Annotated in this window: 28 protein-coding genes; 12 read left to right on the top strand and 16 right to left on the bottom strand. The window is 74.8% G+C overall.

What is annotated here, in order from left to right; translation table 11 throughout:
- Window positions 1–36: 36 nt before the first annotated feature.
- Genes FB458_RS07765 through FB458_RS07755 form a run of 3 tightly spaced genes read left to right on the top strand, consistent with a single transcriptional unit; the run spans window position 37 to window position 835 of the window.
- On the top strand, window positions 37–294 hold the full coding sequence (locus FB458_RS07765; RefSeq protein ID WP_141847992.1) for a type II toxin-antitoxin system Phd/YefM family antitoxin: 258 nt from the start codon (window positions 37–39) through the stop codon (window positions 292–294).
- Between the two features lies 1 nt (window position 295).
- Window positions 296–553: a Txe/YoeB family addiction module toxin gene (locus tag FB458_RS07760; RefSeq protein WP_141847991.1), complete on the top strand. Its 258-nt coding sequence runs from the start codon at window positions 296–298 to the stop codon at window positions 551–553.
- Window positions 554–592: 39 nt separating this feature from the next.
- Window positions 593–835 (top strand): hypothetical protein, encoded by a 243-nt coding sequence (locus FB458_RS07755; RefSeq protein ID WP_141847990.1) that lies wholly within the window; start codon window positions 593–595, stop codon window positions 833–835.
- A gap of 3 nt (window positions 836–838) precedes the next feature.
- Here the strand turns inward: FB458_RS07755 and FB458_RS07750 are convergent, their stop codons facing one another.
- Window positions 839–1537, bottom strand: coding sequence for a VOC family protein (locus FB458_RS07750; protein ID WP_141847989.1), 699 nt, complete (start codon window positions 1535–1537; stop codon window positions 839–841).
- Window positions 1538–1642: 105 nt separating this feature from the next.
- On the opposite strand from FB458_RS07750, the gene FB458_RS07745 reads away from it, so the two are divergent.
- On the top strand, window positions 1643–3994 hold the full coding sequence (locus FB458_RS07745) for a transketolase-like TK C-terminal-containing protein (RefSeq protein ID WP_141847988.1): 2352 nt from the start codon (window positions 1643–1645) through the stop codon (window positions 3992–3994).
- A gap of 10 nt (window positions 3995–4004) precedes the next feature.
- The gene (locus FB458_RS07740) at window positions 4005–4529 is read left to right on the top strand and encodes an AAA family ATPase (RefSeq protein WP_141847987.1); all 525 of its coding nucleotides are present in this window, start codon (window positions 4005–4007) and stop codon (window positions 4527–4529) included.
- 75 nt (window positions 4530–4604) lie between these two features.
- Here FB458_RS07740 and FB458_RS07735 read toward each other — a convergent pair whose 3' ends face one another.
- Together FB458_RS07735 and FB458_RS07730 are read right to left on the bottom strand one after the other, a co-directional pair.
- Window positions 4605–5867: an amidohydrolase gene (locus FB458_RS07735; RefSeq protein WP_141847986.1), complete on the bottom strand. Its 1263-nt coding sequence runs from the start codon at window positions 5865–5867 to the stop codon at window positions 4605–4607.
- Between the two features lie 61 nt (window positions 5868–5928).
- Window positions 5929–6570 (bottom strand): LysE family translocator, encoded by a 642-nt coding sequence (locus FB458_RS07730; RefSeq protein ID WP_141847985.1) that lies wholly within the window; start codon window positions 6568–6570, stop codon window positions 5929–5931.
- A gap of 66 nt (window positions 6571–6636) precedes the next feature.
- Here FB458_RS07730 and FB458_RS07725 point away from each other — a divergent pair, with 66 nt between their 5' ends.
- On the top strand, window positions 6637–7140 hold the full coding sequence (locus tag FB458_RS07725) for a GNAT family N-acetyltransferase (protein WP_141847984.1): 504 nt from the start codon (window positions 6637–6639) through the stop codon (window positions 7138–7140).
- Here the strand turns inward: FB458_RS07725 and FB458_RS07720 are convergent.
- Complete coding sequence (locus tag FB458_RS07720; protein ID WP_141847983.1) at window positions 7127–7903, bottom strand: hypothetical protein; 777 nt, start codon at window positions 7901–7903, stop codon at window positions 7127–7129. The two genes, FB458_RS07725 and FB458_RS07720, sit on opposite strands and share 14 nt — an antisense overlap.
- 85 nt (window positions 7904–7988) lie before the next feature.
- Between FB458_RS07720 and FB458_RS07715 the strand changes: the two genes are divergently transcribed.
- Entirely contained in the window at window positions 7989–8717 is a 729-nt protein-coding gene (locus FB458_RS07715) for a hypothetical protein (protein WP_141847982.1), read from the top strand.
- A 7-nt stretch (window positions 8718–8724) separates the two neighbouring features.
- On the opposite strand, the gene FB458_RS07710 is transcribed toward FB458_RS07715, so the two are convergent.
- The 3 genes from FB458_RS07710 to FB458_RS07700 all read right to left on the bottom strand — a co-directional run bounded on the left by FB458_RS07710 (window position 8725) and on the right by FB458_RS07700 (window position 9535).
- Window positions 8725–8904: a hypothetical protein gene (locus FB458_RS07710; protein WP_141847981.1), complete on the bottom strand. Its 180-nt coding sequence runs from the start codon at window positions 8902–8904 to the stop codon at window positions 8725–8727.
- Between the two features lie 125 nt (window positions 8905–9029).
- A complete protein-coding gene (locus FB458_RS07705) occupies window positions 9030–9305 on the bottom strand; it encodes a hypothetical protein (RefSeq protein ID WP_211356167.1) in 276 nt (91 codons plus the stop codon).
- Window positions 9305–9535, bottom strand: a complete 231-nt coding sequence (locus tag FB458_RS07700; RefSeq protein WP_141847979.1) for a hypothetical protein — start codon at window positions 9533–9535, stop codon at window positions 9305–9307. Before FB458_RS07700 ends, FB458_RS07705 begins: the two co-directional genes overlap by 1 nt.
- A gap of 19 nt (window positions 9536–9554) precedes the next feature.
- Between FB458_RS07700 and FB458_RS07695 the strand changes: the two genes are divergently transcribed.
- Window positions 9555–9881: a hypothetical protein gene (locus FB458_RS07695; RefSeq protein WP_141847978.1), complete on the top strand. Its 327-nt coding sequence runs from the start codon at window positions 9555–9557 to the stop codon at window positions 9879–9881.
- A gap of 10 nt (window positions 9882–9891) precedes the next feature.
- On the opposite strand, the gene FB458_RS07690 is transcribed toward FB458_RS07695, so the two are convergent.
- Together FB458_RS07690 and FB458_RS07685 are read right to left on the bottom strand one after the other, a co-directional pair.
- Window positions 9892–10734, bottom strand: coding sequence for a DinB family protein (locus FB458_RS07690; protein WP_141847977.1), 843 nt, complete (start codon window positions 10732–10734; stop codon window positions 9892–9894).
- Window positions 10731–11423 (bottom strand): alpha/beta fold hydrolase, encoded by a 693-nt coding sequence (locus FB458_RS07685; RefSeq protein ID WP_170185595.1) that lies wholly within the window; start codon window positions 11421–11423, stop codon window positions 10731–10733. Before FB458_RS07685 ends, FB458_RS07690 begins: the two co-directional genes overlap by 4 nt.
- Before the next feature lie 97 nt (window positions 11424–11520).
- Between FB458_RS07685 and FB458_RS07680 the strand changes: the two genes are divergently transcribed.
- Window positions 11521–12516 (top strand): helix-turn-helix transcriptional regulator, encoded by a 996-nt coding sequence (locus tag FB458_RS07680; protein WP_141847975.1) that lies wholly within the window; start codon window positions 11521–11523, stop codon window positions 12514–12516.
- A gap of 48 nt (window positions 12517–12564) precedes the next feature.
- Here the strand turns inward: FB458_RS07680 and FB458_RS07675 are convergent, their stop codons facing one another.
- A complete protein-coding gene (locus tag FB458_RS07675) occupies window positions 12565–13155 on the bottom strand; it encodes a TetR/AcrR family transcriptional regulator (RefSeq protein WP_141847974.1) in 591 nt (196 codons plus the stop codon).
- An 88-nt stretch (window positions 13156–13243) separates the two neighbouring features.
- Between FB458_RS07675 and FB458_RS07670 the strand changes: the two genes are divergently transcribed.
- Window positions 13244–14278 (top strand): aldo/keto reductase, encoded by a 1035-nt coding sequence (locus FB458_RS07670; protein ID WP_141847973.1) that lies wholly within the window; start codon window positions 13244–13246, stop codon window positions 14276–14278.
- Between the two features lie 71 nt (window positions 14279–14349).
- Here FB458_RS07670 and FB458_RS07665 read toward each other — a convergent pair whose 3' ends face one another.
- The 3 genes from FB458_RS07665 to FB458_RS07655 form a co-directional block, all read right to left on the bottom strand.
- Window positions 14350–16209: an LPXTG cell wall anchor domain-containing protein gene (locus tag FB458_RS07665; RefSeq protein WP_141847972.1), complete on the bottom strand. Its 1860-nt coding sequence runs from the start codon at window positions 16207–16209 to the stop codon at window positions 14350–14352.
- A 238-nt stretch (window positions 16210–16447) separates the two neighbouring features.
- A complete protein-coding gene (locus FB458_RS07660) occupies window positions 16448–17056 on the bottom strand; it encodes a mycothiol transferase (RefSeq protein WP_141847971.1) in 609 nt (202 codons plus the stop codon).
- Between the two features lie 51 nt (window positions 17057–17107).
- A complete protein-coding gene (locus FB458_RS07655) occupies window positions 17108–17947 on the bottom strand; it encodes a class I SAM-dependent methyltransferase (RefSeq protein WP_141847970.1) in 840 nt (279 codons plus the stop codon).
- 165 nt (window positions 17948–18112) lie between these two features.
- Between FB458_RS07655 and FB458_RS21590 the strand changes: the two genes are divergently transcribed.
- Complete coding sequence (locus FB458_RS21590) at window positions 18113–18448, top strand: winged helix-turn-helix transcriptional regulator (RefSeq protein ID WP_211355962.1); 336 nt, start codon at window positions 18113–18115, stop codon at window positions 18446–18448.
- Complete coding sequence (locus FB458_RS21585) at window positions 18391–18804, top strand: hypothetical protein (RefSeq protein WP_211355961.1); 414 nt, start codon at window positions 18391–18393, stop codon at window positions 18802–18804. The genes FB458_RS21590 and FB458_RS21585 overlap by 58 nt, the downstream gene beginning before the upstream one ends.
- 41 nt (window positions 18805–18845) lie before the next feature.
- On the opposite strand, the gene FB458_RS07645 is transcribed toward FB458_RS21585, so the two are convergent.
- The 3 genes from FB458_RS07645 to FB458_RS07635 are packed head-to-tail and all read right to left on the bottom strand — an operon-like array spanning window position 18846 to window position 21802.
- Window positions 18846–19601 (bottom strand): gamma-glutamyl-gamma-aminobutyrate hydrolase family protein, encoded by a 756-nt coding sequence (locus FB458_RS07645; RefSeq protein WP_141847969.1) that lies wholly within the window; start codon window positions 19599–19601, stop codon window positions 18846–18848.
- A 13-nt stretch (window positions 19602–19614) separates the two neighbouring features.
- Complete coding sequence (locus FB458_RS07640) at window positions 19615–20382, bottom strand: 3-oxoacyl-ACP reductase (protein ID WP_141847968.1); 768 nt, start codon at window positions 20380–20382, stop codon at window positions 19615–19617.
- Window positions 20383–20437: 55 nt separating this feature from the next.
- A complete protein-coding gene (locus FB458_RS07635) occupies window positions 20438–21802 on the bottom strand; it encodes an aldehyde dehydrogenase family protein (RefSeq protein ID WP_141847967.1) in 1365 nt (454 codons plus the stop codon).
- Window positions 21803–21852 lie beyond the last annotated feature (50 nt).

Here is a 21852-nt window from a genome sequence, read left to right as displayed (position 1 = left end):
CACGTTCTGTACAGTTATCCGTACAGGAGGTGGTCCATGAAGACCATGAGCTATACGGAGTCCCGCGCCCGGTACGCGGAGGTCCTTGACGGGGTGGTCAATGACCGTGAGGAAGTCGTCATCACCCGAGCCGGTCACGAGTCGGTCGTCATCGTCTCCCTCGAGGACTACGAGTCGCTGAGGGAGACCGCCTACCTGATGCGCTCCCCCGCGAACGCTCGCCGTCTGCTCGACGCGATGGAGCGTCTCGAGTCCGGACGCGGTGAGCGCCGCGACCTGATGGAGTCCGACTGACGTGCTCCTCGTCTGGGACGAGAACGCCTGGGAGGACTACCTGTGGTGGCAGGCCCAGGATCGCAGGGTTCTCAAGCGGGTCAACGCCCTCGTTGAAGACATCACCCGGAACGGGAACAGCGGCATCGGCAAGCCGGAGGCCCTCAAGCACGACTTCGCGGGGTACTGGTCACGTCGCATCACCGATGAGCACAGGCTCGTCTACAAGATCGTGGGCGATGAGATCCGCATCGCTGCTTGCCGGTATCACTACGGGTAACCCCGAAGCCCGTCGGCGCTCAGGTGCGAGGCTGACCCTGTGAGCGACGACGCCCTTCCGACGACTCTGACGCTCGATGAAGCCTTCCGGGCGGCCTTCTTCCTGACCAAGCAGTACGTGGCGCTCGAACGGGAGCCGGGCGAGGGTCTCGTCCTGTTCGGGCAGTACCCGCAGTCGGATCCCGCTCGGTGGGAGGACTGGCAGAAGGCGGTCCGCCGCGCCGTGAACGCCGACGAGGCGATCGACCCGCTGACCGAGAACCTGTCGCGAGACGACGGCTGACAGCTACCCCGCCGCGAGGGTGAAGGTGGTGCCGTCGGGGTCGGTGAGCTCGACCAGGTCGCCGTCGCGACCGACGACGGCCGCGCCGAGCCCGACGAGCCGGGCGACCTCGGCGTCGACGTCGTCGGCCACGAGATCCATCCGCTGCGGGGAGCGCCCGGACCTCGGCAGCTCGGGACCGCCGCCCCAGGCGACCTTCGTGCCGCCGTACGGCGACTGGACGACCGTCTCGTCGTCCTGGTCCCAGACCAGCGGCCACCCGAGGACCGCGGACCAGAACAGCCCGACCGCGCGACTGCCGTCGCCGGCGAGCTCGCCGAGCGGGCCGCACCCGGCGAGGTAGCCGTTGGTGGGCTCGATGACGCACAGCTCCGCGCTGACCGGGTCGACGAGGACGACGTGGTCCTCGCCCGTCACCCGCGCTGCCGGGTCGCGCAGCCGCGCACCGAGGTCCAGCGCACGCCGGATGACCGCGTCCTGGTCACCCACGTGGTCGCTCGTCACGTGCAGGTGGACGAGGTGCGGCAGCGCCGGGGTGCGCTCCGCGGGCACGAACCGCAACCCCACCTGACGCTCGTCGCCGGGCAGCCGCAGCGCGTCCCCGTCCCGCTCCACCGGACGCGCCAGCAGCCCGCCCCAGAAGGCCGCCGCGGCGGCGGGGTCGGCGACGTCGAGGCTGAGGCCGAGCAGGCGGACGGTCACCCGCGGACCGTAGCCCCGGGCCGCCGCCGGTGACCACGGGTTTGCGTCGGGACCACCTCGGGACCGGGGTCCACAGGACGCCGTACGGCGTGCTGCACTAGACCCGTGACCACCGCCGTTCCGTCGCCCGTCCCCGCTGCCCCGAGCGCCCCCGACGACAGCCCGCTCGCCGTCCTCGGCCAGGTCGAGCAGCGGGTCCGCTGGCTCGCCACCGCGATCGTCGACCACGCGAACCGGGTGCGCCCCAACCCGACCGGGCTCAAGGTCGGCGGCCACCAGGCGTCGTCCGCGTCGATGACGAGCATCATGACGGCGCTGTGGTTCGGCGCGCTGCGCCCCGGCGACCGGGTCTCGGTCAAGCCGCACGCCTCGCCGGTGCTGCACGCGGTCAACTACCTGCTCGGCGAGCTGGACGAGCGGCACCTGACGACGCTGCGCGAGTTCGGCGGGCTGCAGTCCTACCCCTCGCGCTCGAAGGACCCCGACCCGGTCGACTACTCGACCGGCTCGGTCGGCATCGGCGCGACCGCGCCGATCTGGGGGGCCCTCGCCCGCCGCTACCTCACCACCCTCGGCGAGCAGGTCGGCGCCGGCCGGCAGTGGTCGCTCGTCGGCGACGCCGAGCTGGACGAGGGCGCGGTGTGGGAGACCGTCCTCGACCCGATGGTCGCCGAGCTGGGCGAGGTCGTCTGGGTCGTCGACCTCAACCGGCAGAGCCTCGACCGCGTCGTGCCCAACATCGGCGCCACCCGGCTGCAGGGCATGTTCGCCGCCGCGGGCTGGCAGGTCCTCACCGTCAAGTACGGCGCGCTGCTGGAGAGCCTGTTCGCCCTCCCCGGCGGCGAGGCGCTGCGCCGGCGCATCGACGAGATGCCCAACCCGGAGTACCAGCGGCTGCTGCGCTGCACCCCCGCGCAGCTGCGCGAGCGCCTGCCCGAGGGGCAGCCCGACGCCGACGCGCTGCGCGACCTCGTCGCCGGTGTGGACGACGCCACCCTGCACGCCGCCGTCCGCAACCTCGGCGGCCACGACCTGCAGGCCCTCGGCGAGGCCTTCGAGGCCATCGACGACACCCGACCGACCGTCGTCTTCGCCTACACCGTCAAGGGCTTCGGGCTCGCGAGCGAGGGCCACCCGCAGAACCACTCCTCGCTGCTGACCGCCGCGCAGATGGCCGACCTCGCCGCCCGATCGGGGGTCTCGGTCGACGCGCCGTGGGCGCGGTTCGACGCCGACTCGCCCGCCGGGGCGCTCTGCCGCGAGACGGCGCAGCGGCTGCGCCGGACGACGTACGACGCCTCGCCCGCCCCGACCCTGCCGGCCGACATCGGCCGCACCCCGACCGGCACCGCGACGACGCAGGCGGCGCTCGGGCGGACGCTGCTCGACCTCACCCGCGAGGCACCGGAGGCGGCCCGACGCGTCGTCACCGTCAGCCCCGACGTCTCGAGCTCGACCAACCTCGGCGGCTGGGTCAACAAGGTCGGCGTGTGGTCGCCCGAGCAGCGGCGCGACTGGTTCGACGACGACCCCGAGACGATCCTGCACTGGCGCGAGCGCCCGACCGGCCAGCACCTCGAGCTCGGCATCGCCGAGACCAACCTCGTCGGCGCCCTCGGCGAGCTCGGGGCGACGTGGTCGCGCTGGGGCCAGCCGCTGCTGCCGATCGGCGTCATGTACGACCCGTTCGTCGAGCGGGCCCTCGAGCCGTGGTCGTTCGGGATCTACGCCGGCGGCCAGTCGATCCTCGTCGGCACGCCGTCCGGGGTGTCGCTCGCGCCGGAGGGCGGCGCGCACCAGTCGATCTCGACGCCGTCGGTCGGGCTCGAGCAGCCGGGCTGCGTCACCTACGAGCCGGCCTTCGCCGTCGAGGTCGAGTGGACGCTGCTCGCGTCGCTGGCCCGGCTCGGGCGCCAGGACGGCACGTCGGCGTACCTGCGCCTCTCGACCCGCCCGGTCGACCAGTCGCTCGCCGCGGTCCCGGCCGACGCGGCCGCCCGCGAGCGCCGGCGCCGCCAGGTCGTCGCCGGCGCCTACCCGCTCGTGCGCTGCGACGGCGAGCCGGCGGTGACCATCGCGACGATGGGCGCCGTCGTGCCGGAGGCCCTCGCCGCGGCCGAGCGGCTCGCCTCGCTCGGCACCCCCGCCGACGTCGTCGTCGTGACGAGCCCCGGCCTGCTCTTCGGTGCCGTCCAGGCGCGCGCCGGCCGCGAGGCCGTCCCCTACGCCGAGCCGTGGGTCCTCGAGAGCGCGTTCCCCGCCCGTCGGGCCGCCCCGCTCGTCACCGTCCTCGACGGCCACCCGCACACCCTGGCCTTCCTCGCCGGGATCAACCGGACCCGCGCGACGCACCTCGGCGTCACGCGGTTCGGGCAGTCCGGCGACCTCGCGTCGGTCTACCGGCACCACGGGATCGACGCCGACGCGGTGGTCGCGGCCGCCCTCGACCTGCTCTGAGCCGCGGGTCGTGACGCGCACCCTCGTCACCGGGATGTCGGCGACGGGCAAGTCGACGACCGTCCGGCTGCTGGTCGAGCGCGGCGTTCGGGCGGTCGACCTCGACTCCCGGGCGTGGTCGCACCTCGTGGCCGACGAGACGTCGTACGGGCGGGCGAGCGAGGGTGGGGAGGCGCCGACGGACTGGCGGTGGCGCGAGGACGCCGTCCGGGAGCTGCTCGGGACCGCGTCGGGCGACGACGTCCTCGTCGTCTCGGGCACCTCGACCCACCAGGGCCGGCTCTACCCGCTGCTCGAGCACGTCGTCGTGCTCACCGTCCCGGACGACGTCGCCGTCGAGCGGCTGCGCACCCGCACGAGCAACACCTGGGGTAAGGCGCCCGGTGAGCTCGAGCGGGAGCTGGAGCTGCGCGAGGTCGTCGGTCCGCTGCTCGAGCGCGGCGCGTGCCTCGTCCTCGACACGTCGGCGTACGACGCCCCGCGCGTCGCCGACCTCGTGGCGCAGCACGCGGGCCTCCCCGCGTGCCCGCGCTGACCGTCTGGCACACGCTCGTCACGCCTCGCGCACCGAGCACGGTGTCCGAGGCGTGATGACGGTGCCCGGGACGGCTCAGCCGGTCCGCAGCCAGGCGGACGCCGCCGTCGTCAGCGCGGCGACGCCGATCGCCAGGGTGGGCGTGGGCGACGGCGCGAAGTGCGGCGAGTGGTTGCTCGGCAGGCCGCCCACGACGGCGGCGATCTCCGGCACCGTCCGGGCGCCGGCGAAGAGGGCCGGGTCCGAGCCGCCGAGCAACCAGTAGGCGCACGGCGCGCCGGCCGCGTCGGCGAGGATGCCGACGTCCTCGCTGCCGGTGACGACCCCCGGGTCGACGACGGCCACCCCCGACAGCGCGCCGAACGCCGCCTCGACCCGGTCGCACGCCGCCACGTCGTTGACCACCGCCGGGTGGGACTGCACGTTGACGACCTCGGGGTCGCGGGGCGCCCCCGCCCCGGCCGCCTCCGAGCGGGCGAGGCGCTCGACCGCCTCGAGCACCGTCGCGCGGACCCGCGGGTCGAAGGTGCGGATGCTCAGCTTCAGCTCGGCCGTGTCGGGGATGACGTTGTAGGCGTCCCCGGCGTGGATCGCGCCGACGCTGACCACCGCCATGTTTCTCCCGGCGATCATCCGCGAGACCACCGACTGCACGCGCACGACGAACGACGACGCCATGAGCACCGGGTCGCACGTCGCCTCGGGGCGCGAGCCGTGGCCGCCCCGGCCGAAGAACCGCACGTCGAGGGAGTCCGAGGCCGCGAAGGCCGGGCCCCGGTGGATCCCGAGGACGCCTGCCGGCACAGGCGCGACGTGCTGACCGAGGACGACGTCGGGCCGGCCGAAGCGTTCGACGACCCCGTCGGCGACCATCGCCCGCGCGCCCTGACCCAGCTCCTCGGCCGGCTGCACGACGAGCAGGACACGGCCCGCCCACGACCGGTCGCGGCCCAGCTCGTACGCCGCCCCGAGCAGGCACGTCGTGTGCACGTCGTGCCCGCAGGCGTGCATGACCGACGCGGTCGAGCCGTCGGGTCGGGTCACCGTCGCGGTGCTGGCGTAGGGCAGGCCGGTCTCCTCGCGCACGGGCAGCGCGTCCATGTCGGCCCGCAGCAGCACGGTCGGCCCGGCGCCGCGCTCGAGCACGCCGACCACGCCGGTGCCGCCGACCCCGGTGGTGACCGCGCACCCGGCCCGCTCGAGGTGGCGGGCGGCGAGCGCGGCGGTGCGGTGCTCCTCGAAGCCCAGCTCGGGGTGGCGGTGCAGGTCCTCGTAGACGGAGGCCGCGTCGAAGGCCTCGGAGAGGTTCGCGGGCTGATCGGTCGTCAGGTCGGTCATGTCGATGACCTGCTGCGCGAGGTGACGGGCACCGAGATCGTCATGGCGGATCCTCTCCGCGTCAGGCGCGCTCGCTCACCGCGAGCGTCGTGCCGAGCCCGATCATCATCACGCCACCGGCCAGTCCGAGCCGGTCGAGGCGCTGCGGACGTCGGGCGAACCAGTCCCTGGCCCGGCTCGCGCCGAGCGCCCACAGGCTGTCCGAGCAGATCGCCATCGCGCCGAACACCGCGCCGAGCACGACGATCCAGACGCCCGAGTGGCCCGACGCCGGGTTGACGAACTGCGGCAGGAAGGCCGCGAAGAAGACCATCGTCTTGGGGTTGGTCAGCCCGACGACAAGTCCCGTGCGCAGCGAGCGCCGGCTCGAGCCGGGGCGGGCCGTGAGCGCCCCGGCGAGCGCGAGCCGGGCGTCGGCGCGGTGCCGGATCGCCTGCACCCCGAGCCACACGACGTAGACGGCGCCGACGAGCTTGATGGCCGAGTAGACCGCGACGCTCTGCGCGGCGACCGCGCCGAGGCCGACACCCACGGCCGCCGCCTGCGCGGTGACGCCCACCCCGTTGCCGACGACGGAGAGCAGCGCGTCACGACGACCGACGGTGAGCGCGCGGCCGATGGTGAAGAGCAGGCTCGGGCCGGGCACCTGGATGAAGAGGGCGGAGGCGACGAGGAAGGCGACCCACTGGCTCGACGACGGCATGACGCGAGTATGGCGACGCGGACGCCGCCGGTCACGTGCGTTCCGCCCGGGCGCGAGGATGGCGCCATGGCGCACCCCTCACCCCCTGACCGCCTCGAGGTCGCGGGCACCACCTTCACCGTCGACCGGGCGAGCCGCGACGACGTCGCGGGGATCGTGGCCCTCCTGCACGACGACGCCGTCGCGGCCGGCCGGGAGAGCCCGGACGACCTCGCGCCGTACCTGCTGGCGTTCGAGCGGGTCGACGCGGACCCCGCCCACCAGCTCGTCGTCGTCCACGACCCCGACGGCGGCCTGGCCGCCACGCTGCAGCTCACCGTCGTCCCCGGCCTCTCGCGGCGCGGGACGACACGGGTGGTCGTCGAGGCCGTCCGGGTCGCGCCCGACCGGCGCGGCGGCGGGCTCGGCGGCGCCCTGCTGGGCTGGGCCGAGCGGTGGGCGCTCGCCCGAGGGGCGACGCTGGTGCAGCTGACGACCGACGTGCGCCGTACGGACGCCCACCGGTTCTACGAGCGGCTCGGGTACGTCGCCTCGCACGTCGGGTTCAAGAAGGAGCTCACCGCGGGCTGAGGCGCACACCGCGGACGCGGTGCCACGTGAGCGCGAGCGCCGTGCCGACGAGGTAGAAAGCCAGCCCGACCCCGAGCACCGCCGCCCCGGTCGCGAGGTCCCCGGCGTGCTCGCCCCCGCGCAGCCAGCGCACCGTCTCGTCGGGGACGACGCGCAGCGGGTCGACGGCGAGGCTGAGCGCGTAGGGCAGCCCGAGGACGAGCAGCCAGCGCAGGGTGGTGCGCCACCGGCGGCGCTGCTCCCACCGGCGGCGCAGCGGTAGCGCCGGCTCGGGCAGTGCGACCGAGAGCAGGTTGCCGATCCCCAGCCACGTGAGGACGGGGAAGAGCACGAGCGGCAGCGCCACCTCCAGGTCGCCCAGGTGCCGGTGCTCCGACGAGATCGCGGCGCACGTGACGAGCAGCGGGACGGCGACGACGAGCAGGAGGCTGACGTTCTTGACCAGCAGCAGCCGGCGCAGGCTGACCCCGTCGGCGAGCGCTGTGGCGACCCGTTCGTGGTCCGCGCCGAGGACGTTGGTCGAGGTGACGTCCGCGAGGACGAACCCGGCGAGGTAGGTCCCGACGATGACGCCCCAGTCGCCGTGGTGGTGGTGCACGAACGGCACGACGACCCACCACAGCGCGGCGAGGACGAGGTTCGCGCCGACCCCGCTCAGCCACGTCCACGGCGGCCGGAAGGTCCACCGCAGGTCGGCCAGCAGGTGCCGCCCCAGCCCGGCGGGCACGCCGACGGGCGTCCGCAGGGAGGTGAGGGTGGCCACCTGGACATTCTGGGCACCGAGACTGGGAGTTGTCCCGGAGAGCACTGTGCGACGTCGACGACCTTCGAGGTGTCAGGCTGGCCGGGTGACCGTGCTGCTGCTGCCGAGCCCGTTCCTCGGTCCGAGCGCCTCGCGCCCGCTGGTCGAGGCGCTGCGCCGGGCCGGCCGTGACGCGGTGCTCGCCGACGCGTCCGACCCGGGGTCGGGGACGGAGCTCGTCGCCCGGTGGGCGGGCGCCGCGTGCCGCGCCGACGCGCTGGTCGCCCACAGCAACGCCGGGTACCTCGCGCCCCTCGTGCAAGCCGCCGTCGACCCGGGCCACCCGCTCGTGCTGGTCGACGCCGCGCTCCCGCCGGCGCGCGGCACCACCCGCCTGGCCCCCGACGGCTTCCGCGACCACCTCGCCGGGCTCGCCGACGACGACGGGCTGCTGCCGCCGTGGACGAGGTGGTGGGACGAGGCGGACCTCGCCGCGGTCGTCCCGGCGGAGCACCGCGCCGCCGTCGAGGCCGACTGCCCACGCGTCCCGCTGGCGTACGTCGACTCCTCGGTCACCGCCCCGGCGGAGTGGACGGACGGGCCGTCCGCCTACCTCGCGTACGGCGACACCTACGCCGACGAGGTGGCGGCGGCGACGTCGTACGGCTGGCCCGTCGCGCGACTCGACGGCGGGCACCTGCACCACCTCGTGGACCCGGAGACGGTGGCGGCCGAGATCGTGCGGCTGCTCGGCTCCCTCGAAGACCGGTCGTGGGGCCCCGCCCGCGTCGTGCCCGGGCACGACCGGGAGGACGACCTGCACTCGACACCGTGACGCGCGCTCAGTCGCTGTCGGAACGGTGCTCTACCTCGCCCAACGGGTTGTCACTCAATCCCGCCGATCTCTTCCGTTCTTCTGCACGCGCCAACCTGCCCATGTTGTACGCGTCGATCCGGCGATAGTTCCGGGTCAAGTGACGGAACGCCTTGCGCAGACCCTCGCGATTTTCGCCGTTCGTCATGACGCCCACGGTAGTTCCGAGCGACGTGCGTCGCACAGGTCGCCAAGGCCATCCAGGCCCGTTGCCCGCACCACCGCGAATGCGGCCGTCCGAGTGCGAGAGTCGAGCGAGAGTCGAGGATCGAGTCAGGCAACCTTCGCGGAGTACCGCTGCCGGGCGGCTTCACCCGAGGTACCCACGACACCGCCGATCGCTTTCCACGACAGGCCAGCCGCGCGGGCGCGCCGAACGGCTTCGATCATGTGGCGCTCGGCCTCGGAGCGTTCCGCCACTGCGGTGCGCAGCAACGCGACCGCGCCGGGGTCCAGCTCATCCTCTTCGCGAGGCTCGTAGTCCTCGAACCGGGCAGCCAGCTCCTCAGCGTGCTGGAGGATCTCGTCAACCGTACGTGGCATCTTCATCACCTCAGGAACTTCTCCCGTGCCCGCATCGCGTGCACGATCACGTGGGCTCGGTCGCCCTCGACGTACCCGACCTCGAGGAGGGTGGCCGTCCCGCCCGGGCCGACCACCATCGTGAACCCGTCACCCAGGTCCCAGATCCGTACCGGGTTCCGGTACGCGTGCACCATGTCCGCCTCCGTGACCCCTTGCTTGAACGCCGACGCCGCAATGATCGGCTCACCGAACACGTGTCAAAGTTAACTTGTCATGGAGCGCCTGGCAAGCGGGGCCGTCCCGGCCGACCTCCTGCTCCTCGTCGGCGTCCTCGGCAACCTCGCCGCCGAGGACCTGACGCGGATCGCCGACGCCGTCGGCGCGCTCGCCACGGCGGGCGGCACCGTCGTGTGGACGCACGGCGGGGGTCCCGACGGGCGCAGCGCCGTCGTCCGCCGCGAGCTGGCGCGGGCCGGTGGTGTCGAGACGTCGTACCGCTGGCTCGACCACGGCGACCGACCCACCGTCGGCGTCGTGCGACTCGGGGCCGACCCGCACCCGTTCGTCCCGGGCGAGCGCTTCTTCACGATGCTGCGCTGACCGTCGTCGCTCAGGACGCCGACGGCCCCGGCGACGGCTCGAGCGCGTCGAGGTCGCGGACGGCGAAGCGGTGGTGCCACCACTCCTCGTCCAGCACGACCTGCAGGACCATCCGCACCGGGTAGGCACGGGCCTCCGGGTGGCCCGGCCCGTCGACCGGCGTCGTCTCCCCAGCCAGCTGCTCGTCGGTGAGGTCGTCGAGCACGGCGCGCATAACCGCGTGGTGCTCGGCCCGGTTGGCCAGCACGGTCTCCAGGTCGGGCCGGGCCTCCTTGTCCCACGGCATGCCCTCGACGGGTTCGGCCTCGTCCCAGGGCAGGTCGAGGTCGTGCCACGGAAGGGGGATCCCCATGAGGACGCGGGACACCCAGCAGTCGAGCGCGAAGTCGAGGTGGCGCAGGGTCTGGGTGAAGGACCACTCGCCGCCCACGCTCGCGTGCAGCCGGTCCGGGTCGGTGGCGGCGATCCGCCGCGCTCGCTCGATGGTCGGTGCCCACACGTCCTGCTCGATGACGTCCCAGGCCCGGCGGAAGCCGGCGGCGTCCTGCGGGCGCAGGAGCGCCCGCTCGGGGTGCCGCTCCTCGAGCTGCGCGTCGACGTACGGCGTCACGTCGATCCCGTTGACCAGCAACGGTCCCTCGACCTCGCCGTCGAGGCTGAGCCCCTTGAGGTGCGAGCCGACGACGCGGACGTCGACGAGGCCGACGCTGCGGAAGGTCGAGCCGGACAGGTCGACGTCGTGGAACGTCGTCCCCGGCATCCGCAGCTCGTGGAAGAACGCGCCCGGCATCCGCGAGCGGACGAAGCGCGTCCCGGTCAGATCCTCGGAATGGAACTCGCGCGGCTCGCTCATTGCGTGGCCGACCCGTCCGCCGCGGCGACGAGGAGCTCGCCCAGCTCCGCCGGTCGGGTGAGCTGCGGCCAGTGGCCAGTCGGCAGGTCGACGTACGTCGCGTTGTGCAGCCGGGGGAACTCGGCGACGGGCTGCTCGCCTGCGGCCACCCAGGCCTGGAGCTGCGCGGTGTCGTACTCCGTCGAGACCACCGTGACCGGCAGGTCGTTGCGCCGGTCGTCGGTGAGGTGGACCGGGTCGGTGGAGAAGCAGCCGGGGGACGCGACGAGCCGGGCCTGCAGGGCGGGCACGTCGGTGTCGCGCAGCTCGGCCTCGTCGAAGGAGGACGCGAGGTCCGGGGGCGGCAGCGCGCCGTCGGTCACCGCCATCCCCATGATCGGCTCGCCGTCGGGGGCCGGGAACGCCGCGACGAGGACGACGGCGTGGGCCCGGTCGACGGCCTGGTCGGCGGCGGCCCAGACCACCCCTCCCGCGGCGGAGTGGCCGACGAGGACGAGGGGCCCGTCGCCGGGGGCCGCGCCGAGGACCGTGTCGACGCAGTCCTGCAGCGTGACCGAGCCGGGGTCCGCGCTGCCGGTGCCGGGCAGGGTCACCGGGTGCGCGCGGTGACCGGCCGCCTCGAGGACGGGGACCACCTCGCTCCAGCAGTCGCCGGTGAGCCAGAGGCCGGGGACGAGGACGACGTCCATCGGGTGCCTTTCGATCGTGTGGGTCCTGCGGGGTGGCCGCGACGCTAGGGGGCGTTCCGGACGGTCCGCTTCCACAAGGTGCGGCATCATCGTCGGCATGTCGGTCGGCGCCGCCCTGGACACCAGCCCCACCTCGCGCGCCCTGCTCGCGCTGGAGCTCCTCCAGTCCTCGCCGGGGATCAGCGCGCAGCGGCTCGCGGACCGGCTCGGCGTCACCGAGCGGGCCGTCCGCCGCTACATCGGGATCCTGCGCGAAGCCGGCATCCCGGTGGAGTCCGAGCGGGGCCCGTACGGCGGCTACCGCGTCGGTCGCGGGGTCCGGCTCCCGCCGCTGGTGTTCTCGTCGCAGGAGGCCCTCGGTCTCGTCATGGCCGTCCTCGACGGGCAGCACGCCGCCGCCGACGCCGACGACCCGGTGGGGAGCGCGCTGGCCAAGATCACCCGGGCGCTGCCCGAGGCGGTCGCCGCGCAGGCCGAGCTGGTCCGGCAGGCGGCGGCCGCCGCGCCGCGCGACCACGCCGTCCGGCCCGACCTCACGACGACCGCGGACGTCGTCCGGGCCTGCACCGAGCACCGGCGGCTGCGGCTGACCTACCGCAGCGAGGCGGGGCGCGAGTGGACCCTCGAGGTCGAGCCGTGGGCCGTCGTCGTGCGCTACGCCCGGTGGTACCTGCTGTGCCGGACGCTGCCGCGGCCCGACCGCGGCGACCGCGGCAAGGGCGACGCCGCCGTCCGCGCCTACCGCGTCGACCGGATGCGCGACGTCGTCCGGCTGCCCCAGCCGGTGCTCGTCCCCGACGACCTCGACCCGGTCGCGCTGCTCGAGGAGCACCTCGCGCAGGGGTGGGAGTACGACGTCCGCGTCCGGGTCGCTGCCGCCCCCGACCGGGTCGAGAGCTGCCTGCCGCGCGGGTTCGGGCGGATCACCGCGGACGGCGACGGCACCCTGCTCGTCGCCAGCACGAGCAACCCGCACTGGTACGCGCAGATGCTCGCCGGCCTCGAGGCGTCGTACGAGGTCCTCGGCGGGCCCGAGCTGCAGGGCGCGGTCCGCGCCCTCGGCGAGCGCGCCCTCGCCGCCGCCGGCTCCTAGCGTCCGCAGCCGTGGGGCACCGGTGCCCCACAGTTGCGGACGTCCCGGTCAGCGGCGGCGCAGGCCGTCGAGCAGGACGTCGACCACGGCGTGCGCGTCGTACCCGCCGACCGGGCCCTGCGGGTCGGCACCGATGCAGAGGTTGCCGATGGCCCGCAGCAGAACGGCGGGCTCGAGGGGGGCCCGGGCCTCGCCTGCCTCGACGGCGGCGTCGAGCAGCGCGGCGAAGGCCGGCACGAGGCGGTCGGTGACGAGCGCGTGGAGGGCGGCGGACGACTCGTCGTCCGCGTGCAGCGCCCCGGCGAGGCCGTGCTTGGTGACGAGGAACCCGGCGAAGGCGTGCACCCAGGCCCGCAGGGTGTCGGCGGGCGACGCGCCGGGGTCCGGGGCGGCCGCCGCCCGGTCGACGAGCTCGTCGACCTGGTGCCGGTAGACGGCGACGACGAGCTCCGCCCGCGTGGGGAAGTGACGGTAGATCGTGCCCACCCCGACGCCGGCGCGGGCCGCGACCTCGCGCACCGGGGCGTCGACGCCGCGCTCGACGAAGACGCTGGCCGCCGCCTGCACGAGGGCGTCGGCGTTGCGCCGGGCGTCGGCCCGACGGGCTGTGGGCGGGGGTGCGGACGCAGGACCGGGCATCGAGGTCACCTCGGGATTGACTAAGCGGAACAACGTTCCGTACGTTGGTGGAACAACGTTCCGCTTCAATGATGTCACGAGGTGACCCATGCAGTACCGCACTCTCGGCCGCACCGGTGTCCAGGCCAGCTCCCTCTCGCTCGGAGCCATGAACTTCGGCGCCCTCGGCCACGTCGACCAGGACGCGGCGACCGACCTCGTCCGCACGGCGCTCGACGCCGGCGTCACGGTCGTCGACACCGCCGACGTCTACGGCCGCGGCGAGTCGGAGGAGATCGTCGGGCGGGCCCTGGCCGGGCGGCGCCACGAGGTGCTCCTCGCCACCAAGGCCGGCCTCCCCGTGGACGACGACCGCCGCCACCGCGGCGCCTCACGGCGCTGGCTGACCGACGCCGTCGACGCGAGCCTGCGACGGCTCGGCACGGACCACGTCGACCTCTTCCAGGTGCACCGCTGGGACCCCACGACGAGCGACGAGGAGACCCTGGCCGCGCTCACGGACCTGCAGCGCGCCGGCAAGATCGGCCTGTTCGGCTCGTCGAGCTACCCCGCCTACCGCATCGTCGAGGCGCAGTGGGCGGCCCGGACGCACCACCTGCGGCCCTTCGTCACCGAGCAGCTGCACTACTCGATGCTCAACCGGGGCGCCGAGGCCGACGTCCTGCCGGTCACCGACGGCTACGGCCTGGGGGTGCTGGTGTGGAGCCCCCTGTCGTCGGGCTGGCTCTCGGGCGCCGTACGGCGCGGCGAGGCGGTGGGGACCAACCGCGCCGGCTTCATGCCGGCGAGGTTCGACCTGTCGACCCCGGCCAACCGGGCGCGGCTCGACGCGGTCGAGCAGCTGGAGGGGATCGCCCGCGAGGCCGGTCTCACCCTCATCCAGCTCGCGCTGGGGTTCGTCACGGCCCACCCGGCGGTCACCTCGGCGGTCATCGGGCCGCGCACCCCGGAGCACCTGCGCAGCCAGCTGGCCGCCGCGGACGTCGTCCTCACCGACGACGTGCTCGACGCCGTCGACGAGGTCGTCGCCCCGGGGGTCGACCTGTCCCCGGGCGACCACAACGACGCCCGCCCGTCGGTCACGCAGGCCCCCCTGCGGCGTCGACGGGACGTCGCCGCCTAGCCCGCTCGTCGGCAGCGTCCTGGCGTCCGCATCCGTGGGGCACCGGCGCCCGGTCGGTGCGGACGCAGGGGTCAGGCGCGGCGGCGGCGGGCGAGGACGAGGACGCCGCCGGAGCCCAGCAGCAGTGCGCCGAGGAGCGCCTCGGGCCCGAGGTCGGCGCCGGTGTGCGGCAGGCTCGGGCGGGCGACCGGGGCAGGGCGCGCGACGGGGTGGGCGACCGGGACGTGCGGGGCGCCGACCACCGGCACGAGGACCGGCGGCACCGGTGCCGGTTCCGACGGCGGCGTGGTCGGGGGCGTGGTCGGCGGCGTGGTCGGCGGAGTCGGCGGAGTGGGCGGGGTCGGCACCACCGCGGACGCGGGGTTGCTCGGCGTCGTCGCCCCCTGCGGGTCACCGCCGGTGAGCGAGGCGACGTTGCGCACGGTCGCGCCGGGAGGGGCGGTCAGTACGCCGGTCACGGTCACCGGCGGCGCCGACGCACCGGGGGTGAGCGGGGCGTCGTACCGGCAGGTGACCGTGCCGGAGGCGAGGCCGCAGTCCCAGTCCTGGCCGGTGGCACCGGTGAGGCGCAGGCCGGTGGCGCCGGGGTCGCTGAGGACGACCGGTTCGGTCGTCGGGTTCGGGCCGGTCGAGGTGGCGACGAGCCGGTAGGTGACGTCGTCACCGTGCTGGTCGGCGAGGGTCTTGGCGAGGGTGAGCCGGCTGAGCGGCGTCACCGGGGCGGTGTCCTCGGCGGTCGTCGGGGTCGCGCCGGGGGCGGAGGCGACGGCGGAGTTGGTGACGCCGGGAGCGGCGGCGGCGCCGACCTCGACGTCGAGGGCGACCTGGGCGGCGACCCCGACCGCGAGCGCGCCGGCCCGGCTGCAGGTGACGACCTGGCCGGTCGCGGCGCAGGACCACCCGGCGCCCGTCCCGCGGACGAAGGTCAGCCCGGCGGGCAGCGTGTCGGTGACGGTGACCGGGCCGGGGGTGGCGGTCGGGCCGGTCGGGGTGACCGAGACGACGTACCGCCCGGGCTGCCCGACGGCGAGGTCGCCGACGTGGGTCTTGGTCACGACGAGACCGGTGCGGGGGGCGACGGGCAGCGTGTCGGTGCTGCTGCTCGTGCCGGTCAGCCCCGGGTCGGTCGAGGAGACCGTCGCGGTGTTGGCCGCGGCGGGGTACGCCGCCGCGCCGACCGACGTGGCGAGGGTCAGCGTCGGCGCGTCGTGGCCCGGGGCGAGCGTGCCGGCGAGGTCGCAGGTGACGGTCTGTACGCCGCCCGTGGTCGCCGACGCGCACGTCCAGCCGGTCCCCGTGGCGCCGACGTAGGTCAGCCCCACCGGCAGCGGGTCGGTGACCCGGATCCCGTCCGCGGTCGAGGGGCCGGCGTTGTGCACGGCGAGGGTGAAGTCGGCCGTCCCGCCGACCTCGGCCGTGCCCTGGTGCGACTTGACGACGGTGAGGGCGGCCGCGCGGGACACCGTCACCGAGCCACCACCCGACCCGGGCGTGCCCGGCGTCAGGCTCGAGACGGTGACGGTCGTCGTCGACGTCCCGGGCGGGGTGTCGGGCTCGACCTGGGTGACGATCTCCAGCGCGGGCGCCGCGGACCCGGCGGGGACGCCGTCGGTCTGCGAGCAGACGAGGTTCTGCCCGGGGGCGAGGAAGCCGCCGTTGTCGGCCCGGCAGGACCAGCCCGACCCGGCGGCGGACAGGAAGCTCAACCCGGCGGGCAGGGCGGCGCGCAGGGTCAGCGGACCCGCCGCGTCGCCCGGACCGGCGTCGGTGACGGCGACCACCCAGGTCAGCTGCTGCCCGGCCGCGACCGTGCCCGAGGACGGCGTGACCGTGGCGGTCAGCGTGGCCGGCAGCGGCGCCGAGACCGACGCCGCCGCGGGCAGCACCACGAGGGAGGCCGTGGTGCTGGCCGCCGCGAGCAGCAGGGCCACGGGACGCGACGCTACTCGCCGGGGTGCCACGCGGACGTCGTACGGCGCCTCGTGTCGCCCGGCGCGGTGGCGCAGGCAGGACACGGCGGTCCGGATCCATCGGGACATGGCTCACCAGCTCGGGGTCGGGCCGGGCCCGGGAGCAGCAGGCGGCGGCGTTGGCGTCGTCCTCTCGCCATCGGCCGCACGGGCCCCGTCGTGAGCGCGGGCCCGTGTCGGAATGCCGACACGCGGCTGGTCAGTGGAACGCGTAGTGACCGCACGCCGGCCGCCACCCCGGCTCCGGGTCCTCCCCCGTCCGCCCGTCGACGGCCTCGCGCAGCAGGTCGGCGTGACCGGTGTGCCGGCCGTACTCCTCGACGAGGTCGAAGAGCAGCCGGCGCAGGCTGACGTGCCACTCGGGGGCCCCGAGGGCAATGCGCTGGTCGAGCCCACCGGCCGCGAGCGCGGCCGCGAACCGGGCGCGGGACCGCGCGACGGCGTCGTCGTACCGCGCGTAGAGGTCCGCCGGCTCGTCGTGCGGGGCGGAGGTCAGCTCCCAGTCCGGGTCGTCGTCCCACCCGTTCCCCTCCCAGACGTCGGGCAGCGGCGAGCCGTCGAGCGCACGGGTGCTCTTCGTGTCCTCGACGACGGCGAGGTGCTTGAGCAGCGCGGCGAGGCTGAGGCTCGAGGCCCCGACCCGGGCGGCCAGGCCCTCCTGGTCGAGCCCGTCGGCCTTCCACCGGAACGTCGTCCGCAGCCGGTCGAGCGCGCCGAGCAGGTGCTCGACCTCGGTGCCGTGGGTCGGCGGCTCCCACGGCGGGTCGACGTGAGGCTCGGCGGGTCCGGTGGTCGCGTCGTCGCTCATCGGCGCAGCGTAGGACCGGTTGCGGACGGTCGACGTCCGCTGCTCGCGTCCTCAGGCGCGGGTGGCGACGACCTCGAGGTACTCCCAGTCCATGGCGAACCGCGAGCCCTCCCACCGCCCGAACCGCTCGACGACGGCGATGAGGTCCGCGTCCAGGGCGGCCCGCCGCTCGGGCTCCTCGGTCCGCGCGTAGACGGCGACCACCGGCCCGTAGGAGTCCCGGAACAGGTCGCGCAGCGCCTCGGGGCCGTCGAGCTCCGTGTGCACCACCCGGGTCCGGGCCGAGAGGGTCGAGACCCCGTCGCCGAGCAGGGCCCGCACGTGCTCCTCGTCCCCCCACAGCGGCGGGGGTTGGCTCCCGGGCAGGGGCGCGGCGGCGTACGGGCGCAGCGTCGCGAGGAGCTGACCGACGAAACCGGCCGGCGTCCACGAGGCCAGGGCGATGGTGCCGCCGGAGCGGCAGGCCCGCCGCAGCTCGCGGGCCGCGGCCTCGTGGTGCGGCGCGAACATCACCCCCACGGTGCTGAGCACGACGTCGTACGTCGCGTCGTCGACGTCGAGGTCCTCCGCGTCCCCGACCTGCCAGTCGACGGCGTCGGCGGCGAGCCCGGCGTGGGCGGCCGCCTCCCGACCGGCCTCGAGCAGGGCCGGGGCGATGTCGACGGCGGTGACCCGAGCCCCGGCCAGCGCGGCCGGGATGCTCGCGTTGCCCGCGCCCGCCGCCACGTCGAGGACGCGCTGACCGGCGTGCACCCCGGCCGCGCGCACGAGGTCGGCACCCAGGCCGGGGATGACGGTGCGGGCGACGCGGGGGTAGTCGCCCAGCTCCCACAGGGTCCGCAACCGGGCCCGCACCTGCTCGGCCGGGATCGTGGTCGTGTCGCTGGTCATGACGTCCTCCTGTTCGCCGGGCCCGCCCGTCGGGCCCTCGGGTCGAGGATCCGACCGGGCGGGCGACTGCGGCTAGTTCACGATCTGAACCGCCTCGGCTCTGGCCCCGGAGGCCGGGGGGCGACGACACTGCGAGGTGGGGGCGGTACGGCGATCGGAGGAGCGATGAGCGGGTACGGCCAGTTCTGCCCGGTGGCGAAGGCGATGGAGGTCCTCGACGAGCGGTGGACGCTGCTCGTCGTCCGCGAGCTGCTCCTCGGCAGCCGGCACTGGGGCGACCTGCGGCGCGGGGTGCCGCGGATGTCGCCGGCCCTGCTGAGCAAGCGGCTGCAGTCCCTCGAGCGGCACGGCATCGTGGTGCGCCAGGGGTCGGGGACGGCGACGGCGTACGACCTGACCGAGGCGGGCCGCGACCTGTACGACGTCGTCATGTCCCTGGGGGCGTGGGGGATCCGCTGGGTCGGGGACCTCGGGACGAGGACCTCGACCCGCACCTGCTGATGTGGGACATGCGCCGGACGGTGCCGGTCGACCGGTGGCCGGCGGGCCGGACGGTCGTCGAGGTCGTGCTGACCGACCGCCGCGGGCGGGGCAGCTACTGGTGGTTTGTCGTGCACCCGGGGGCGGCGGAGCCGGTCGACGTCTGCGACACCGACCCCGGCCACCCTGTCACCGCGACGGTGACGACGACGCTGCGCGAGCTGACCCGGATCTGGCGGGCCGACGTGCCGTGGGCGGCCGCCGTCCGCCACGGCACGGTCGCGGTGACGGCGCCTCGCGAGGTCGCCGAGCAGGTGCCGGGGTGGTTCGGCCACTCGGTCCTCGGTGGGGTGCCCCGGCCAGTTCCCGCCGCCTGACCGGACACAGGCAACCCTGCGTCCTGGGTGGCCGGCCGGCCTCAGGACGTGGGGTTCCCCGTGTCCGGTGCGGCGAAGGCGTGGGCGGCGGCGACGAGCCCGGCGAGCAGGGCGGCGTCCGACGTCGAGTCCGTCCCCTCCTCCGGGTGCCACTGCACGGCCAGGCAGAACCGGTCGCCCGGCAGCTCCATCGCCTCGAGGGTGCCGTCGGGCGCCCACGCGACGGGGGTGAAGCCGGGGTGGTCGGCGACCGCCTGGTGGTGGTGGCAGTGCCCCGGCTCGGGTCCGTCGCCGACGAGGGTCGCGAGGCGCGAGCCCGGCTCGACCCGCGCGGTCACCGACCCGTAGGCGTCGCCGCCCGGGTCGTGCCCGGCGTGGCCGACGACGTCGGGCAGGTGCTGCACGAGCCGGCCGCCGGCGCGGACGGCCATGAGCTGCATGCCGCGGCACACGCCGAGGACGGGCAGCCCGCGCTCCTCGGCGGCGTCGAGCAGCGCGAGCTCCCAGGCGTCGCGGTCGGGCCGGGTCGTGGTGACGGTCGGGTGCCGCTCCTCGCCGTACTGCTCGGGGTCGACGTCCGCCCCGCCGGAGACGACGAGCCCGTCGAGCCGGGCGACGACGGCGCGGGCCGCGTCGCCGTACGGCGTCGTGGGGGGCAGCAGGAGCGGCACCCCGCCGGCCGCCTCGACGGCGCGCGCGTAGGAGGTCGGCAGCAGGTCGGCGCTCGCCGACCACAGGCCCCACGTCGCGGGCTCGCGGTACGACGACAGCCCGACGACCGGGCGGGTGCCCTCCACCTCGGAGCCCACGTCAGAGCGGGGTGACGTAGGCACCGCTGATGCCGCCGTCGACGAGGAAGGTCGACGCGGTGATGAACGAGCTCTCGTCGGAGGCGAGGAACAGCACGGCGTTGGCCATCTCCTCGGGCTCGCCGAAGCGGCCCATGGGGATGTGCACGAGCCGGCGCGCGGCGCGCTCCTCGTCCTTGGCGAACAGCTCCTGGAGCAGCGGGGTGTTGACCGGGCCGGGGCACAGGGCGTTGACGCGGACGCCCTCGCGGGCGAACTGGACGCCGAGCTCGCGGCTCATCGTCAGCACGCCGCCCTTGCTGGCGGAGTAGGAGATCTGCGAGGTCGCGGCGCCCATGACGGCGACGAAGGACGCGGTGTTGATGATCGAGCCGCGCTTCTGCTCGAGCATGTAGGGCAGCGCCGCCTTGCAGCACAGGTAGACGCTGGTGAGGTTGACCTCCTGCACCCGCCGCCACGCCTCGAGGTCGGTGTCGAGGATGGAGTCGTCCTCCGGCGGGGAGATGCCGGCGTTGTTGAAGGCGATGTCGACGCTGCCGTACGTCGACTTGGCCGTCGCGAACATCGCGTCGACCTCCTCCTTGGAGGTGACGTCGACGTGGACGTAGGTGAGGCCGAGCTCGGCGGCGAGGGCCTCGCCCTTGGCGTCGTCGAGGTCGCCGACGACGACCTTGGCGCCCTCCTCGACGAAGCGGCGCACGGTGGCGAGGCCGATGCCGGAGCAGCCTCCGGTGATGACGGCGACGCGGTCCTGCAGGCGTCCGGCCATGAGTGTCCTCCTGGGAAGTGGATGAGGAAGAAGATTCTGGGAAAAGCTCTGGCGGTCAGGCGTCGGCGAAGAAGACGTTCTTCTCCTCGGTGAAGGCGTTCGGCGCGTCGGGGCCCAGCTCGCGCCCGAGACCGCTGGACTTGAATCCACCGAAGGGCGTCCAGTAGCGCACCGAGGAGTGGGAGTTGACGCTGAGGTTGCCCGCGTCGACGCCGCGTGCCACGCGCAGGGCGCGGCCGAGGTCGCGCGTGTAGACCGACCCGGACAGGCCGTAGTCGGAGTCGTTGGCCATCGCGACGGCGTCGGCCTCGTCGTCGAACGGCAGCACGGCGACGACAGGCCCGAAGACCTCCTCGCGCCACACCGGCGCGTCGGTGCCCGACGGCACGACGACGGTCGGCGGCACCCAGAAGCCGTCGGTGTCGGGCGCGGTGCCGGCGAAGGCGACCTCGACGCCGTCGAGGTAGCCGGTCACCCGCTCCTTCTGCCGGGCCGAGATGAGCGGGCCCATCTCGCTGGCCTCGTCGCTCGTCGGGTCGGTGACCCGCATCGCGGCGACGGCCTGCTCCATGCGGCCGAGGAACTCGTCGTACACGCTGCGCTGGACGAGGATCCGCGAGCGGGCGCAGCAGTCCTGCCCGGCGTTGTCGAAGACGGCGTACGGCGCGCTGGCCGCCGCCTTCTCGAGGTCGGCGTCGGCGAAGACGATGTTGGCCGACTTGCCGCCGAGCTCGAGGGTGACCCGCTTGACCTGGTCGGCGCAGCCGCGCATGATCCGCTTCCCGACCGCGGTCGAGCCGGTGAAGGCGACCTTGCGCACGAGCGGGTGCGTAACGAACCGCTCCCCCACGACCGGCCCCTCACCGGGGACGACGGTGAGGACGCCCTCGGGCAGGCCCGCCTCGCGGCCGAGCTCGCCGAGCCGAATCGCCGTGAGCGGGGTCAGCTCGGCGGGCTTGAGGACGACGCAGTTGCCGGCGGCGAGGGCTGGCGCCATCCCCCAGCCGGCGATCGGCATGGGGAAGTTCCACGGGACGATGATCCCGACGACGCCGAGCGGCTCGTGGAAGGTGACGTCGAGCCCGCCGGGGACGGGGATCTGCCGGCCGAGCAGCCGCTCGGGCGCGGCGGAGTAGTAGGTGAGGACGTCGCGGACGTTGCCCGCCTCCCACCGCGCGTTGCCGAGGGTGTGGCCGGCGTTGCGGACCTCGAGCCGGGCCAGCTCCTCGAGGTGCTCGTCGACGAGCGCGGCGAAACGGCGCAGCAGCCGGCCGCGCTCCGCCGGCGCGACCGCGCCCCAGGCGGGGAAGGCGGCGTGCGCCGCCTCGATGGCGGCGTCGGTCTCCTCGAGGCTCGCGTGCTGCACCTCGGTGAAGGGCTGCGCGGTCGTCGGGTCGACGACGGCGTACGTCGTGCTCATGGTTCGGTGCTCCGGTCTCGTTCTCGTGCTGCTGCTTGCGTACGGCGCCT

Source organism: Lapillicoccus jejuensis, assembly GCF_006715055.1.
Taxonomy (GTDB): domain Bacteria; phylum Actinomycetota; class Actinomycetes; order Actinomycetales; family Dermatophilaceae; genus Lapillicoccus; species Lapillicoccus jejuensis.
Note: the sequence above shows the minus strand (reverse complement) of the source record. Positions and strands in the feature narration are given on the sequence as shown.